This window comes from Apibacter sp. B3546, assembly GCF_009827885.1.
In the GTDB taxonomy this organism is placed as follows: Bacteria; Bacteroidota; Bacteroidia; order Flavobacteriales; family Weeksellaceae; genus Apibacter.
In genome coordinates this window covers 649,944-666,910 of sequence record NZ_WINW01000002.1, presented here as the reverse complement: position 1 = coordinate 666,910, position 16,967 = coordinate 649,944, and the positions used below count along the sequence as shown (strand labels likewise).

Below are 16,967 nucleotides of genomic sequence, written 5' to 3'. Positions count from 1 at the left end.
AAGCTGATATTAATTTAAAATTCAGGTTTCAAAATTAATTTATTAATTAAAATTGAAACCTGAAAAATATTTTTTAGTTTATATTATTAAAGAAAATAACTACGATTACTTTTTATATAAAGTATTTTTAACAGCGGTTATTACTTGGTTCACATTCGGATACCATTTAGAAAATAAAGAAGAAGAGTAAGGGGCTGAAGTATCAGCAGTTGTAATTCTTTTTATAGGTGCATCCAAATAATCAAAAGCTTTTTGTTGTACCATATAAGCAATTTCACTTGCAACAGATGCAAAAGGCCATTCTTCAATTAATAATACCAAACGATTGGTTTTCTTAACGGAATTAATAACGGTGTCATAATCCAAAGGTCTAACAGTTCTTAAATCTATAACTTCTGCGTTTATGCCTTCTTTTTCAAGTTCAGCAGCAGCTTGTAAAGCAACTTTCATTATTTTACCAAAAGAGACTATAGTTACATCGGATCCTGGTTTCTTGATGTCTGCAACACCTATAGGGATAAGATATTCATCTTCAGGAATCTCCATTTTGTCGCCATACATTTGCTCAGATTCCATGAAAATAACAGGGTCATTATCTCTAATAGCGGATTTCAATAATCCTTTGGCATCATAAGGATTGGAAGGTACGATAACCTTTAATCCTGGACAATTCGCAAACCAACTTTCAAACGCTTGAGAGTGAGTAGCTCCTAACTGTCCGGCTGAAGCGGTTGGACCACGAAATACGATTGGTACATTCCATTGACCACCGGTCATTTGATAAATTTTAGCTGCATTATTTATGATTTGGTCGATAGCAACCAAGGAAAAATTAAATGTCATAAATTCTACAATAGGACGGCATCCATTCATGGCTGCGCCAACACTAATTCCGGTAAAACCACTTTCTGCAATAGGGGAATCAATGACTCTTTTGGCACCGAATTCGTCTACCATTCCTTTGGAAGCTTTATAAGCTCCATTATAATTAGCAACTTCTTCGCCAATCAGATAAATGGAAGGGTCTCTTCTCATTTCTTCGCTCATAGCTTCACAAATTGCTTGTCTAAATTGAACTTCCTTCATTGTACTTAAAATTATTACGGCAAAAGTACAAATTTTTTGAACAATCAAATTCTTTTATGTTTAAAAAGAAAAGAAAATTTGTATAAAAATTAAGAAATAATTTTATATAAAATAAATTGACTATAGGTTTTTGTAGTATTTTATATTGTTAATATGTTAATTTTTCGAACGTTATCAATCTTTGATATACTATAAGTTGTTAATCTAAGTTATTAGAGTTGTTGTTATTATGAAATAAATTTATGTATATAGACAGTAAAAAAATACTAATTATAAAATAGTTTGACTTTTTATTTTATTTAAGATATAGGAACATTCCAAATTTCTTGTACATGCCCAATCATTTCTATAACAAGGTTTATTTCCAAAAATCGAGCAAGGTCGGCAAGGAAGATCATTTATTTGTATCACATCATTTAATTGTTGACCATAACCTAAAAAACCTGCAAAAGGGTGAGTAGCTCCCCAAATGGAAATAACTTTGGTTCCCACTAAAGATGATATGTGCATATTGGCAGAATCCATAGTTATCATTAAAGGCAATTGGCTAATTAAATTCATTTGTTCCTTTAAGGTAATTTGCCCTGATAAAGAATGAATATTTGGATGCATTTTCTGCCAAGAATCAAGAATTTCAGTTTCTTCCTTTCCGCCTCCAAATAAATATATTTGATAATCATCTTTTGCAAGATGTATGCAAATATCTTTCATTTTATCTAAAGGTAGCATTTTTTCCTTGTAATTTGCAAAAGGTGCAATGCCTATAGAATTTTTCTTCTTTATGGGGTTTGATGATAATTTATGAGATAATTGTAAATCAAATCCCAATCTTCTGAAAACATCGGCGTAATATTCGGATACGGGGCGAAGTGGAAAAAGTTTTTTATTTTTTCTTCGAGTTAATAATTTTTTTTCTTTTCGATTTTTATCAAGGGTAGCAATTTTTTTTACATGTTTAGATAAAAATAATTTTAAAATTTTGGTTCTTAATACATTGTGTAAATCAGCTACCATAGTAGGTTCGTAAACCTTTAATTCATCGGCAAGTTTTTTTAAACCAAAAATTCCATTATAGTTTTCGATATCTACCCCTATAAAAGTTATATTAGGAATTGATTGAAAAAAGGGAGCAAAAAAATGGCGGGTAACTATCAGCAACTCAACATTTTTATTTTGCTCGATAAATTCTCTTATAACGGGTACAGTCATTGCGACATCTCCCATTGCAGAAAAACGAAAGACTAAAATTTTTTCTTTGATCTTACTCACTTTTTTTACTAATTATTTTTTTGCAGAGTAAGCAATTGCGTAATATTTAATTTGTTTAATCATTGCCAATAACCCATTAGCTCGAGTAGGAGTTAAAAATTCTTGAAGACCTATTTCTTCAATAAAATTTTCATCCGATTTTAAAATGTCTTCAATGGGTTGCCCTGAATAGATGCGTACTAACATGGCTGCTATTCCTCTCGGTAAAATGGCATCAGAATCTGCTTCAAAAAATAATTTACCATTTTCCGAACGAGTAGTTAACCAAACCTGTGACTGACATCCTTTGATTAATTTATCTTTAGTTTTATCTTTTTCAGGCATTTTGGGCAGTGATTTACCTAATTCTATAACATATTCATACCGTTGTTCCCAAGAATCAAATAAATTAAATTCATTTATAAGTCCTTGTTGTATTTCAGAAATTGTCATGGAAAAAATATTTAATTAATTAAGTCGAAACCGGTATAAGGAACTAATACCTTCGGAATTTTAATTCCTTCTTCCGATTGGTGATTTTCAAGTAGAGCAGCTAAAACTCTAGGTAATGCAAGAGAAGAACCATTAAGTGTATGGCAAAGCTGATTTTTTCCTTCTGATTTATATCGTAATTTTAATCGGTTTGCTTGAAAGGTTTCAAAATTTGATACTGAGCTAACTTCCAACCATCTTTCTTGAGCAGCCGACCAAACTTCAAAATCATAAGTAATTGCTGAGGTAAAGCCTAAATCCCCGCCACATAGTCGTAGTATTCGGTAAGTGAGTTGTAGTGACTCCAATAAAGATTTTACATGTTCAACCATTTCCTCCAATGCCTCATAAGAATTTTCTGATCTTTCGATTCGAACGATTTCGACTTTTTCAAATTGATGTAATCTGTTAAGCCCTCTAACATCTTTACCATAAGAACCGGCTTCTCTTCTAAAACAAGGAGAATAAGCAGTTAATTTTATTGGTAGTTGATTTTCGTTTAGCAATACATCCCTGTACATATTGGTTACCGGAACTTCTGAGGTAGGAATCAAATATAATTTGTCTTCATTAATATAATACATTTGACCTTCTTTGTCAGGAAGTTGTCCCGTGCCATATCCGGAAGCTTCATTTACTACAAATGGCGGAACAATTTCCATATAACCGGCTTCAGCATTTTTATCTAAAAAATATTGAACCAAAGAGCGTTGCAATCGAGCTCCTTTTCCTTTATAAACGGGAAAACCGGCACCGGTTATTTTTACTCCTAATTCAAAATCTATTAAATCGTATTTTTTAGTAAGTTCCCAATGAGGTAAAGCATTACTTATGATATTTTCATTTGCAGTATGCTTAAATACCTCTAGATTATCCTCTTCATTTGTTCCTACAGGAACTAAATCGTTTGGAATATTGGGTACTTCATATAAAGCTAATTTTAACTTTTCCTCTGTTTCAGATAAATTTTGTTGCAATTTTTTAGTGGATTCTTTTAAAGAAAGAGTTTGTGATTTAGCATTTTCGGCTTCATCTTTTTTACCTTCTTTCATTAGAACTCCGATATCTTTTGAAATTTTATTCATTTCCGAAAGCTGAGAATCCAAATCAAATTGTATTTTTTTTCTGGATTCATCCAGTGAAATAATTTCATCGATAAGCTCTAATTTGCCGAAATTTCTTTTTTTTAATCCGGCTAAGACCTTTTCTTTATTATCTTTAATATATGCAACCTGTAACATATCAATGTAAACTTTAAATGGCAAATTTAGTGTAAAAAAATAAATATCTAATAAGGAATAGAAAAGCTCAGTTAAATATGCGTTCAGACATTAAAAAAATATCTGATGAATAAAAATCATTTAAAGAATTAATAAGAGGGAAAAAGAACGAAAAATCTTTTCAAATAAGAAACGATCGATTTATTTAAAGTCTAAAGTGACTCATTTAGTATGTATTGTTTAGGTGTTTTTCCAAACATTTTTTTGAAGGAGGTTATAAAATGAGAAGTGCTTTTATAACCTGTTGCCAATGCAATTTCGTTTATTGGGTAATGGTTATTCAACATTTGAAGTGCCTTTTTCATCCGTAATTGTATAATATAATAATGAATAGTACAACTATAAGCCTGTTTAAATCCCGTTTTTAATTTTAGTTCATTTAAATGAATGATTTTAGATAGCTGGTTAATTGTAGGCGGTTCTTCGTAATGGGTAGTTAAATAGGCATTAGCTAGTTCAATTTTTTTGAAATCTTCCTCTTTTATAGACTTTATTTCATTCTTGTTGGTTGATAATTTTATAAAGATTTTTAAAAATAACTCTTTTAACTTAATTTGATAATAACTGTGACCGAATACTCCCATATCTTTAATTTCAATTAATTCATTTATAACGGTAAGCATATTGAAATCTATCGGTAAAACTATTTTGTTGAAATCAGAATAAGTATTCCGTTGAATATCTTTACAAAAGATACTATCCAAAAACCATTTTTCATTTTTTAAGATAGAAAAAATAAAAGGTTTAGATATGAAAATACTAATAGAATAAAATGTCTTTTCATAAGGATCTATCTTAATTTTTATATTATTTTTATTTTGATAAGTCATTTGTAAAATACCGGGCTTAATACTATGAATGGTTTTATTTTTAGAAGATTCAATAGTTGCTTTTCCTTGTAATAATAATGATACTTGAATATAATCCTTTTCAATATTTAATGTATGAATACAATTATGTACTACAGTAAATTTTTGAATAAGAATACATAAACCACCGGTATATATACTTTTTTGAATACCGCTGGCAAAATGTGATTTAAAATGGTTTTTATTAGTAATTATAGGTGAATTAATATTTAATCTGTCTTCCAATTCAATAGTCAATAAAAGATCTTGATTTATTTCCGAATAAATATTCATAATACTGTTTATATTATTTTTTATACCAAATATGATATTATTATATGGTTCTAAAATTATACTTTCGCAAATAATATTTATTTAGTCTAAACAAAAATAAGAAATAAAAAATTGTTGTGGTCTTAAACTTACTGCTCCATGAAATTAATTATCAATATTCTAATTATATGCTCATTTTCAATCTGTTTATACTCTCAAATGGCAGTAGTAGAAGGAATAGTTACCTTTAATACCCAAGTGTTGGAAAATTGTTCTGTTCAGGTAGATGATAAAGATTATATAACTAAAACCGATCAAAAAGGATATTATAAGATAATTCTTCCGGAGGGAAACTATGGGTTAACGTTTTCAAATCCTAAATTTGACACCCAACGTATTCCTGTTTATTTAAAAAAAGGAGAAAAGAAAAATATATCCATTAAACTTAAACCTATCACCTATACCGATATCGATAACGTTGTAATTATCGGAAAATCAGCCTTACAAAAAACTAAAGAAACCCCGTATAATGTAACAGTTTTAGATGCTAAATCATTTTATAATAGCTCATTAGATTTAGCTCATATGCTTGAGAAAGCACCCGGAGTAAAAATAAGAGAAGCCGGAGGAGTAGGTTCGGATCTGTCAATTTCTTTAAATGGTTTTACGGGAAAACATGTTAAAATATTCATGGATGGTGTTCCTATGCAGGGTTTCGGTTCTGCTTTTCAATTAAATAATATTCCGGTAAATATAGCGGATCGAATCGAGATATATAAAGGAGTGGTGCCTATTGAATTTGGTACCGATGCAATTGGTGGAGTGATCAACATTGTGACGGCGCAAAGTACTAAAACCTATATGGATTTATCGTATTCTTCCGGCTCATTTAATACCTACCGAACCGATTTAAATATGGGGTATACCTCAAAATCAGGATTTACGATTCTACTCAATGCTTTTCAAAATTATTCAGATAATAATTACAAAGTAAAGACTTCTATATTGGATTTGAAAACAAATGTCTTTTCATCCGAAAAATTTTGGGTCAAAAGATTTCATGGAAAATATCACAATGAAACAGGTATTTTAAAATTAGGCTTTATTAAGAAACGATGGGCAGATAAATTTCTAATAGGGATTACATTAGGACAAGAATTTTCCGATATACAAAATGCCAATTTAATGGAAATTGTTTACGGAATGAAAAAACGAATGGGTACAACTGTTATGCCTTCTTTAGTTTACGGAAAAAATAATTTTTTGATCAATAAATTAAATGTTAAAATCACAGCAAATTATAATAGAAATTATAATAAAAATACGGACACGGCAGCCAGACAATACAATTGGTTAGGAGATTATGTACCCAAAAAAACTAGAGGTGAAGGCATTTATTCTCTTTCAAAATTTTATAATGATAACTATTCCTCAACAGCAAATTTAACGTATCGATGGAATGATATGCATTCCTTTGTTATAAATGATGTTCTATCCGGCTACAAAAGAAAGAAATCCGATCGGGTTTCTATAGTGGAAATCGGTTCCGTGCGCGATACTATGAGAAGAACCAATTTGAAAAATATTTTAGGAGGTTCTTATAGTTTTAATTATAAAAATATATGGAATGCGAATGTTTTTGGTAAATATTACTATCAAAAAGTGAGAGGTCCTAAAAATATTTCTACCATAACCAATAGTACAAAATATATTGAGAACACGGAAAAATTTAACACCAACGGGTATGGCTTAGCCGTCACTTATTTTTTGAAAGATTTTCAATTTAAGGGATCATTAGAAAAGGCATACCGTCTGCCCACAGATAATGAACTCTTTGGAGATGAAGTATTAGAATTGGGAAATTCAGTTTTAAAAGCTGAAAATTCCATGAATTACAATTTAGGAATCCTTTTAAATAAACAATTTAAAAATAATAATGTTATCTATTTTGATGTCAGTGGTTATATAAGAGATACTAAAGATTATATCCGAAGAATTATTGAACAACATTATGGTACAGCAACATATGTCAATCACGGAAAAGTAAAAAATATTGGAATAGATGCAGAAATAAAATTCTATTACAAAAATAAATTTTCGTTAGGAGGAAATGTAACTTACCAAAATTTAAGGAATAAAGAACGATATTCTTCCGTCAGTGGAAACAGGAAAGATATCACCTATAATGACAGGATACCCAATGTACCTTATTTTTTCGGAGCAATTGATGCAGCATATTTTATTAACGATCGGGTAAAAAGAAGAAATAATTTAAGTATAGGTTACACATTCAACTTTATTGAAAAATTTTATCTTAATTGGGAAAGTTTGGGAAATAAAAAATCGAAATATACTTTACCCCGACAACTATCACATGATCTAATTATAAATTACACCCTCTACGAAAGTTCATTGAGTGTTTCATTGGAACTTAAAAATATCACCAATGAATTTCTTTATGACAACTACAGTTTACAAAAGCCCGGTAGGGCTTACTATATCAAGCTAAGATATTCATTTTCAAAATCACATAAAAAGTAAATAAATCAATAATATGAGAAATAGATCATTTAAAAGAAAATTCCTTTTAATAGCAGCACTATCAGTTTTCATAGTGGGATGCGGAAGCGATGACAATGATAACCTATCAGAAAATCCGGGAACAGATTCTGCTACACAAAAATTTGTTATAGCTGCAACTATGGGCAGTTCCAGCTATATGTTAACTTCCGATAATCTGGATATAGGCAGAACCTCGCTATCGGGAAATGGCGTGGAAGTAGGAAGAGTATTTACACATTTTATAAATAACCACTATAAATCATTAGTAGGGCTGGTATACGGACAAGGAGGGGCATACGTTGGATATTGTTTCATTTTGGCTCCAAACGGCAAAATTCAAAAATTAAAAGGAGATCAGGATATGGGATTTCAAGTAAACAATTATAATACCGTTGGAAATTTCGGAAATTATATGATTTCTGCACGAGGGTCACAGGCTTTAGCAGACGGAACGACAGGAGCCATCTTCAGTTTTATAGAACAAGAAGGAACAAATATGTCTATAACCCAAAAAACATTACATACCGATAATATAGTTGGAAACGGTTATAATCCAACGATTAGCGGAATTGTTGATACCGAAAATGGAGAATTTCTTACCTCAGCCGTTAGTCCCAATGATCCCGATAAAGTGCATGTGTTAGCTTTAGACGCAAATTTAAATGTTAAACGAATTTATTCGGATGATAGAATTAGTTACTCTGCGGGAAGATGGCGATCTGCCATGTATTCTCAAATAGGAAAAGATGATAACGGAAATACCTATGTATTTTCAGGTTCATACGAAAGCGCTACCACAAAACCAGCGGGTGCGTTATGTATAAAAAAAGGAAGTACTGCCTTCGATAAAGATTACTATTTTAATATTGAACAAGCATCAGGGGGCTATCGATTTCGTAAAGTATTTCATATAACGGAAGACTATTTTCTATTAGAATTTTATAACGAATTGGACTATAACATTATAAGTCCTGCCTCTCAATATGCAATTCTAAAAATGAGTACAAAAAATTTTAATTGGCTAAGAGATGGTTTCCCATCTAAAGAACAAATTACGGCAACCGGATGGCCGTTGAGTTATGACGGTAAAATATATCTTCCGGTTACCACTTCTAATGAACAGCCTACCGTATACGTGATCGATCCTAAAACTACTTCAGCTAAAGCAGGATTAGTGGTTGAAGCAGATGGTATTACGGGATTATCCCTGTTAAAAAAACAATAAAATTCAATAAACTCTTAAATAAAATATAGTATGAAAAAAACAAATTTTATCCAAAAAGTATTAGTAAGCTTTTTGGCCGGATGCATGACTATATCATGTAGTAGCGATGATGATAATACGATAGCCACACAACCCATTCCTACTAAAGCAGATAAGTTTGTAATAGCGGCTGCTCCTGGGAGTGGAAAATTAGGTACAGGAACTTATTTTTTGACTGTCAATCATTTAGATAGCGGTAAAGATAGTATTTCAGGAAATTCTAATTCAGTGAAAACAACCAGTTCTTTTACACAGATCGTAGTAAACAATGCAAGCACATTGGTTGGATTTATTTATCCCAACGGATCAGATTTAGGGCAAGGAAAATCAGGATGCAGAGCATTTAAATATGACACAGATGATAAAATGAAAGAATTACAAGGAAGTCCGATAATTATTGGTAGATTTTCAGTTACAGGAAATTTTGGAAAATATATTTATGCCATATCCAATAAAGACAACAGCTTTCTGTATGAAAGAAATGGAGATAATATATCAATGATAGATAAACCTATCGATTTAAGTTCGCATATGATTGATGACAAAAAACCAACCATTACAGGAATTGCAGATAGAGGAAATAATGAAATAGCTGCTGCATTTAAATATACAAATTCAGATAATGCTTATGTAGCCTTGATGGATTATAACATGACTATTAAATCAGTCATTAACGATTCTCGCTTAAGCTATTCTGGAGGCCAATGGAAAGGTGCTGTATATTCTCAAATTTGGCCGGATGGATCAGGAAACGTATATGTATTTTCAGGTGCCGGATCCGGAAATACCACTGCTAAAAAAGCAGGGGCTTTAAAAATAAATAAAGGTTCTCAAACATTCGATTCAAATTATTATTTTGATATTGAAACCGCTTCAGGAGGATATAAATTCAGAAAAGTTTTTCCGATTACTAAAGATTACTTTTTACTTGAATTTTACAACGAAACAGCAAATACCGGAAACGGTTCCAAAGCAACACGTTTTGCAGTCGTTAAAATGGAATCTAAATCTTTTAAATGGGTAGAAGGAATTATGGACTATACCCAAGTGTCAAGTAACGGATGGCCGTTAGCATATAAAGGTAAAATATATTTACCATTAAATCCGGTAAGCGGAAATTCAGCCATATATGCCATAGATCCGGTAACAGCAACAGCCAATAAAGGATTTGAACTTTCCAATGATAAGGAGCATATTAGAGCGGTCACTTTCTTGAAAAATTAATTAATTTTACTCAGATAATTTTTTAATAGAAGCAGTTGATTTATTCAACTGCTTTAAACTATTTTGTTTTTATTTAGTCTATATAAGTATTATTGAAAAAAAATTACTATTATAGTGCTCTCATTTAAAATATAAAAAAAATGAAAAGAAGTTTCGTAACTCTACTTTGCATGGCATCCATTTGGATGAATGCTCAAATAAATAATACCTTGTTAGATAATAACTTTTGGAAAAATAAACCCGATTTACAAGCAGTTGAAACAGAAATTAAAAAAGGTAACAGTCCGATTGAGTTTAATGATAACAAATTTGACGCTGTTACAGTTGCCATACTAAATGAAGCCCCTTTAGAAACCATTAAATACCTGTTAAAACAAAAAGGAAATGACATAAATAAATTAACTCATGATAACAGAATTTATTTACATTGGGCAGCTTTAAAAGGAAATACTGAATTAATAAAATATTTAATCGATAAAAAGAGTAATATCAATTTAGAAGATTCCCACGGGCTCACTCCTTTAGTATTTGCAGCAAATGCAGGACAAACCAATGTTGAAATCTATCGCTTATTTTTTGATGCCGGATTAAATCCTAAGCAAAAATATAAAAACGGGGCAACCATTTTGCTTTTAGCTATTCCCTATGATTCTGATCTTCACCTTACCGAATATTTACAATCCAAAGGTCTTTCATTATCGGATACAGACGATAAAGGAAGTACAGCATTTGATTATGCGGCCAGAAAAGGCGATATAGAATTATTAAAAAAATTGAAAACAAGAGGGGTAAAAAGCACCAACAATGCTCTTTTACTGGCAGCAGAAGCTACACGGAGAACAGCCAATACCTTAGATGTTTTTAAATATTTGGTAGAAGATATAAAATTAAATCCTTTAGTCGTTAATGACGATCAACAAACCGTACTTCATATAGTCGCAACAAAACCGGATCAGGCAGAAATTATCAACTATTTTATTTCTAAAAAGGTTGATTCACAAAAAAAAGATAAAGAAGGAAATACAGCATTTATAAAAAGTGCTTCAGGAAAAGATATTAAAAATACACAAGTATTTTTACCTTTAGTTAAAAATATCAATGAAGTTAACAATAAAGGAGAAAGTGCTCTAATGTTAGCAGTAAAATCTAGTACACCGGAAATGATTGCTTTGTTACTTGCTAATGGAGCTAATATAAATCAGAAAGATAACAAAGGAAACAGTTTGGTTTATTATCTTATCCAATCCTATCATCCTAGAAATAAAGATTTTGATGCAAATTTAGAATTACTAAAAGATAAAGGAGTAGATTTTAATGCAAAACAAGAAGAAGGCAATACCCTCTATCATTTAGCAGTCGGTAAAAATGATATCAATTTGATTAAAAAAATTTCAGGATTGAAAGTAGACGTTAATACAGCTAATAACGAGGGTATAACTCCTTTACAAAGAGCCGCAATGATTGCTAAAGACGATACTATTTTGAAATATCTGCTATCTTTAGGTGCAAAAAAAGACCTAAAAACAGAGTTTGGAGAAACAGCCTATGATTTAGCAAAAGAAAACAAAATCTTAACTCAAAATAAAGTATCCGTTGATTTCTTAAAATAATCTATTATGAAGATGAATATTAAAATAGCAGCTTACAGTTTACTTCTAATGTTGTTACCTTTTATGGGCCATGCACAGACTCATAAATATAAATGTCTACTTCAAATGAATAATTATATAGGAGAAGGTGCCTACATAGTAGTATCATTAATTTCTCCGCAAGGTCAATATGAAAAGACATTATATATAATGGGAGAAGATAAAAGATGGTATAATACCTTAAAAGAATGGCATAAATACAATTCAAAAAAGAAAACTATAGATGCTAAAACCGGAGCATCCGTAACCGGCGGAGACCGTAGCATAACCACGTTGGAAATTGAAGATTCTAAAATTGATAAGGGATATAAACTCCGATTTGAAACCGCTGTTGAAGATCAAAATTATTATGTAAAAGATCTGGAAATTCCTTTAAATTCTCAAGCCTTTACGGGTAAAATATCCGGAACGGGTTATATAAATTATGTGAGACTAAGTAAGATTCAATAATTCAATGACGCTTTCCATTTGGAGATATGCTCACTTAACTTTAGCATTAGTTTCTTTCATATTTTTGAGTATGGCTTCCATAACGGGATCCATACTTGCTTTTTATACTATTGAAGAAAATACGTCACCATACTGTATTCATGATTTAAATCGTATAAGTATTGCGCAAACTCTTTCAGCATTACAATCTAATTTTCAGGAAATTTCAGAATTGGAAATTAATGAAAAATCGTTTGTAAAATTACAAGGTACCGATACGGATGGGGAGGAGGTAGTAGGATACATAAACCCTAAAACGGGAACTATCATAGGAAAACCACAAAAAAACAATTCTTTTATCTTGTGGGTTACCTCATTACATAGATCCCTGTTTATGCATGAAACCGGACGCATACTTGTGGGTATTAATTCATTTTTACTTTTTTTAATAGCAACTTCGGGAAGCATACTTATAATAAAAAGACAGAAAAAATTCAGCAATTTTTTTTCAAAAATAAAAAAAGCATCTTTTTCTCAATATTATCATACTTTGTTTGGACGTGTACTGCTTATACCTATTGGTATAATTTCATTAACCGGAAGTTATCTATGTTTAGACAGGTTTCATTTTTTTTCCAAAGAAGGTGAAAAAATTATTTATAATTCCGTTCAAGATCAAACAACAACAAAGAAACTATTATATAAAGATATCCCACTTTTTTCACAAATTAAACTTTCAGAAGTTCGTAAAATAGAATTTCCTTTTTTCGATGATCCCGACGAATATTTTATTTTAAAATTAAAAGATAAAGAATTAACCGTCAGTCCTTTAACAGGAGCTGTTGTCTCTCAAATTAATGATCCGATTTCAAAAAAATTAGCAACTCTAAGTTTAGACCTTCATACCGGCAGAACCCATGTGGTATGGGCTGTCATTCTATTTATAGCCGGTGTATATATATTGTTTTTTATAGTTTCAGGATTTACCATAACTTGGAAAAGGGGAAAACGTAGTTTTAAAAATAAATACCTCCCTGAAGATAGTAAAATTATACTTTTGGTAGGATCAGAAAATGGAAATACGTTCAACTTGGCTCATTCAATTCATCAACAAATGGTTTCGCAAAATTATCGATCCTATCTAACAGAGCTTAATAAGTACCAAGTATTTCCAAAAGCGGAATATATATTAATCTTAACTTCAACCTATGGACTGGGAGGAGCTCCTTCAAATGCGCGTAAATTCGAAACACTTCTAAAAGAAAATCCACAAAACCAAAACGTTAAGTTCAGTGTAGTAGGGTTTGGTTCAAAGTCCTATGAAGATTACTGTTTGTTTGCTAAAACTGTAGACGAACAAATCAAAAAAGAGGCATGGAGCGAACCGATATTAGATTTGCATACAGTAAACGACCAATCAATTGATGAATTTACAACATGGATAAAAGAATGGAATAATAAAACGGGTATCAAACTATATGCTGATGCTAAATTTTATACAAGTAAACCTAAGAATCGTATAAAAATGAAAATAGAGGAGGTTTACATACCCAATGATTCTAAAGAAACTTTTATAGTACAAATACATCCCGGTAAACAAAAATTTACTTCAGGCGATATCCTGGCTATTTATCCTTGTAAAGACAATAAGGAAAGATATTATTCCATAGCTAAAGTCAATCATAACATACAGTTATCAATAAAATATTATCCGAACGGCTTGGCGTCAGAATATTTAATAAATCGGAAAAAAGGAGATACCATATACGGGAAAATCTTAACTAACACCTCTTTTCATTTTCCCGAAAAAGCAAATAAAGTGGTTATGATTGCCAATGGAACAGGAATAGGTCCCTTTTTAGGAATGATCGATCAAAATTTAACCAAAGTTAAAACTTATTTGTATTGCGGATTCAGACAGCGAAGTGAAATGGTAGATCAATATATTTGTTTTTTGAAGGAACAAATGAATAAAGGATATTTAGAACAATATAATTTTTCGTATTCATCAGATACAGAAAATAAATATGTGATGGATTTAATTCAAAATGACAGAAATTTTTTTGTTAATTTATTGGAAGAGGGAGGAGTAATCATGATTTGTGGAGCTTTGCAAATGCAACTGGAGGTAGAAAAAGTCTTGGATGAGGTAGTTTTTGTAGATAGCCTAAAAAAATGTAATGATTACAAAAGAAAAGGACAAATTGTAACCGATTGTTATTAATGAATTTCAAGAAAAATAGTAAATATATGAGAGGGAAGTATGTACTATTGGCAGCATTATTTGTATTATCTTACATAAACATTAATTCGCAAGTACAACGAAACCGCACAGCAACTTTAATGGGTTGTAAATTTGATTTTTCAATACTAGCAGAAGATTCCCTACAAGCAGAAAAATACATAGATAAGGCTATCGATGAAATAGTACGGATTGAAAATTTAATATCGGATTGGAAGCCTGATTCGCAAGTTTCAAAGGTTAACCAAAATGCAGGTATACAACCCGTAAAAGTAGATCGAGAAGTATTGGAACTTACCCAGAGAGCAATTAAAATTTCAGAGATTACAGAAGGAGCATTTGATATAAGTTTTGCAGCTATGGATAAAATTTGGAAATTTGACGGTTCAATGAAAAAAGTGCCCTCAGAGGAGCAAATCAAAGAATCCATAAAAAAAATAGGCTATAAAAATATCATTATAGATACTTTACACTCTACTCTCTTTTTAAAGCTTCCCGGAATGAAAATCGGATTTGGATCCATTGGAAAAGGATATGCAGCTGATAAAGCAAAAGAACTAATGGTAAAAAATAATGTAAAAGCGGGAATAATCAATGCATCAGGAGATATAAGTGTTTGGGGGCATAAAATTAATGGAGAATATTGGAACATTGGAATAATTAATCCCTTTGAGCCTTCGGACATTACAGGTTTTTTTACACTTAAAGATGAATGCGTCACAACATCCGGTTCTTATGAAAAATATATCGAATTAGAAGGAAAAAAATATTCTCATATTATCGATCCTCGCACGGGATATCCCGTAAAAGGAATTAAAAGTGTTAGTGTGATAGGTCCGAATGCAGAAACGGCCAATGGATTCAGTACCTCAATAATGGTACTCGGAGTAAAAGCCGGACGCAAACTCATTAACCAATATCCGGATTATAGTTGCCTCATTATTACAGATACGGGGAAAATTCGTAAGTCAAAGTATTTTAAAACAAAAGTAGAATTTTATAATAAAAAAATAAAGTCTGCAACCCGACTTTAACTTTCTACTAAACGCTGAAACAAATTCATCCATTTTTGCATGATTATATCCTGTGAATAACGCAGAATATTTTCAGAAGCCGCTTTTCCCATTTGTTTTCTTATACTTTCATTTTCTATTAAGTAGGATAGTTTTTGAGCAAAAATTTCTTTATCATTAAAAGGAACTAATAATCCGTCTACTTCATCATGGATAATTTCTTTAGGTCCGCATTTGCAGGTATAGGAAACAGGAGGGACTCCATGAACCATAGATTCAATTAATGTTAATGGAAATCCTTCATATTTAGAGGTCATAGCATAAATGGAACTATTTAGCAAAACAGAGCTTATATCCGAAGTCGCCGGATGTAATTCAATGTTGGAATTTAAATTTAATCGATCAATCATTTCTTCAAGCTCTCTTTTTTTCTCACCATTACCATATAGTAACAATTTCCAATCCGGATGTTTTTGAACAATAGTGTTCCATATTTCAATAAGATGATCAAACTGTTTTTGCTGGTTTAATCGGCCTAAGCTAATTACTATTTTATTTTCAAGAGATGCATGAGTTTTAGGTAATATAGTAAGTGGATTTTCAATTACCTCAAGGTTGGGAAGAGTATTTCCCCAGGATTCTCTATCTTCATTCGTTAAAACTATAAATCGGTCAAAATTCTTACCAATATCATAATCTGTTTTACGGTATAAATACGTTATGATTCTTCCTAGAAAATAATTATCCAATTTTGAATAATATTGCGCACGTTTGTATTTAGCGAAATGTCGTTCAATAATTTTTTTACTTCCATCATTTAACTCAAAAATATATTTCGAGTACTTACAAAAAGTGGAAATAGCTATATCGGGCTTAATTTCCTGAAAAAGATTTCCGATTGTTTGAAGAAAAATTTTTTTATTTTTTTTAAAATTAATATGTTTTTTCAATCCCCTATCTTTTTCAAAATCCAAATTCAAATAATGAAATTTAATACGGGAATCAAAGTTGAAAAAAGGCTTTTGAGAAGATGGGTAAATAACGACAATATGAACTTCATAGCCTTTGTCAACCAAATAATTGGCCTTAATTGAAATCACACGTTCTATTCCTCCGGAATTATGAATGTTACCTATACAGTATGCAATTTTCATTTAGGAATTGGTTTTTAATTACGATAACGTCTAAAAAATTTATACAATATTATGCAAATATTTTTTAGCTGTAATTAGTTGAATTTTAACATAGGAAAGTTTACTCTAACATTAAGTATATACATTTTGTCTATAAAGCAAATTCAAGGTTATAAGAAATAGTATTTATAAAAAAGAATTAATAAATATTTCGATATATATAA

At 30.9% G+C, this 16,967-nt stretch carries 13 protein-coding genes; 7 read left to right on the top strand and 6 right to left on the bottom strand.

The annotated features are described in order from the left end of the window. Window positions 1-105 precede the first annotated feature (105 nt). The 5 genes from GFU93_RS03010 to GFU93_RS02990 all read right to left on the bottom strand — a co-directional run bounded on the left by GFU93_RS03010 (window position 106) and on the right by GFU93_RS02990 (window position 5,248). Window positions 106-1,086 carry a pyruvate dehydrogenase complex E1 component subunit beta gene (locus GFU93_RS03010; RefSeq protein WP_160541881.1) on the bottom strand — a complete coding sequence of 327 codons (981 nt, stop codon included), beginning with the start codon at window positions 1,084-1,086 and terminating at the stop codon, window positions 106-108. 270 nt (window positions 1,087-1,356) lie between these two features. After that, window positions 1,357-2,355: a glycosyltransferase family 9 protein gene (locus tag GFU93_RS03005; RefSeq protein WP_370456872.1), complete on the bottom strand. Its 999-nt coding sequence runs from the start codon at window positions 2,353-2,355 to the stop codon at window positions 1,357-1,359. A gap of 12 nt (window positions 2,356-2,367) precedes the next feature. Next, complete coding sequence (locus tag GFU93_RS03000) at window positions 2,368-2,787, bottom strand: SufE family protein (protein ID WP_105298100.1); 420 nt, start codon at window positions 2,785-2,787, stop codon at window positions 2,368-2,370. Between the two features lie 11 nt (window positions 2,788-2,798). Then, window positions 2,799-4,067, bottom strand: coding sequence for a serine--tRNA ligase (gene serS / locus GFU93_RS02995; RefSeq protein ID WP_160567124.1), 1,269 nt, complete (start codon window positions 4,065-4,067; stop codon window positions 2,799-2,801). Window positions 4,068-4,258: 191 nt separating this feature from the next. Continuing rightward, window positions 4,259-5,248, bottom strand: a complete 990-nt coding sequence (locus tag GFU93_RS02990; RefSeq protein WP_160567121.1) for a helix-turn-helix transcriptional regulator — start codon at window positions 5,246-5,248, stop codon at window positions 4,259-4,261. A gap of 138 nt (window positions 5,249-5,386) precedes the next feature. On the opposite strand from GFU93_RS02990, the gene GFU93_RS02985 reads away from it, so the two are divergent. The 7 genes from GFU93_RS02985 (at window position 5,387) to GFU93_RS02955 (ending at window position 15,631) form a co-directional block, all read left to right on the top strand. After that, the gene (locus GFU93_RS02985) at window positions 5,387-7,768 is read left to right on the top strand and encodes a TonB-dependent receptor plug domain-containing protein (RefSeq protein ID WP_160567118.1); all 2,382 of its coding nucleotides are present in this window, start codon (window positions 5,387-5,389) and stop codon (window positions 7,766-7,768) included. Window positions 7,769-7,781: 13 nt separating this feature from the next. Further along, window positions 7,782-9,014 (top strand): DUF4374 domain-containing protein, encoded by a 1,233-nt coding sequence (locus GFU93_RS02980; RefSeq protein ID WP_160567115.1) that lies wholly within the window; start codon window positions 7,782-7,784, stop codon window positions 9,012-9,014. A gap of 30 nt (window positions 9,015-9,044) precedes the next feature. Next, a complete protein-coding gene (locus tag GFU93_RS02975) occupies window positions 9,045-10,277 on the top strand; it encodes a DUF4374 domain-containing protein (protein ID WP_160567112.1) in 1,233 nt (410 codons plus the stop codon). Window positions 10,278-10,417: 140 nt separating this feature from the next. Continuing rightward, complete coding sequence (locus GFU93_RS02970; protein WP_160567109.1) at window positions 10,418-11,887, top strand: ankyrin repeat domain-containing protein; 1,470 nt, start codon at window positions 10,418-10,420, stop codon at window positions 11,885-11,887. A 6-nt stretch (window positions 11,888-11,893) separates the two neighbouring features. Then, window positions 11,894-12,376 carry a DUF2271 domain-containing protein gene (locus tag GFU93_RS02965; protein ID WP_160541889.1) on the top strand — a complete coding sequence of 161 codons (483 nt, stop codon included), beginning with the start codon at window positions 11,894-11,896 and terminating at the stop codon, window positions 12,374-12,376. A 4-nt stretch (window positions 12,377-12,380) separates the two neighbouring features. Next, a complete protein-coding gene (locus GFU93_RS02960; RefSeq protein WP_160567106.1) occupies window positions 12,381-14,579 on the top strand; it encodes a PepSY domain-containing protein in 2,199 nt (732 codons plus the stop codon). A 26-nt stretch (window positions 14,580-14,605) separates the two neighbouring features. After that, entirely contained in the window at window positions 14,606-15,631 is a 1,026-nt protein-coding gene (locus GFU93_RS02955) for an FAD:protein FMN transferase (protein WP_255448637.1), read from the top strand. Here the strand turns inward: GFU93_RS02955 and GFU93_RS02950 are convergent. Beyond that, the gene (locus GFU93_RS02950; RefSeq protein ID WP_160567101.1) at window positions 15,628-16,764 is read right to left on the bottom strand and encodes a glycosyltransferase family 4 protein; all 1,137 of its coding nucleotides are present in this window, start codon (window positions 16,762-16,764) and stop codon (window positions 15,628-15,630) included. The genes GFU93_RS02955 and GFU93_RS02950 overlap by 4 nt on opposite strands. Window positions 16,765-16,967: the final 203 nt, after the last annotated feature.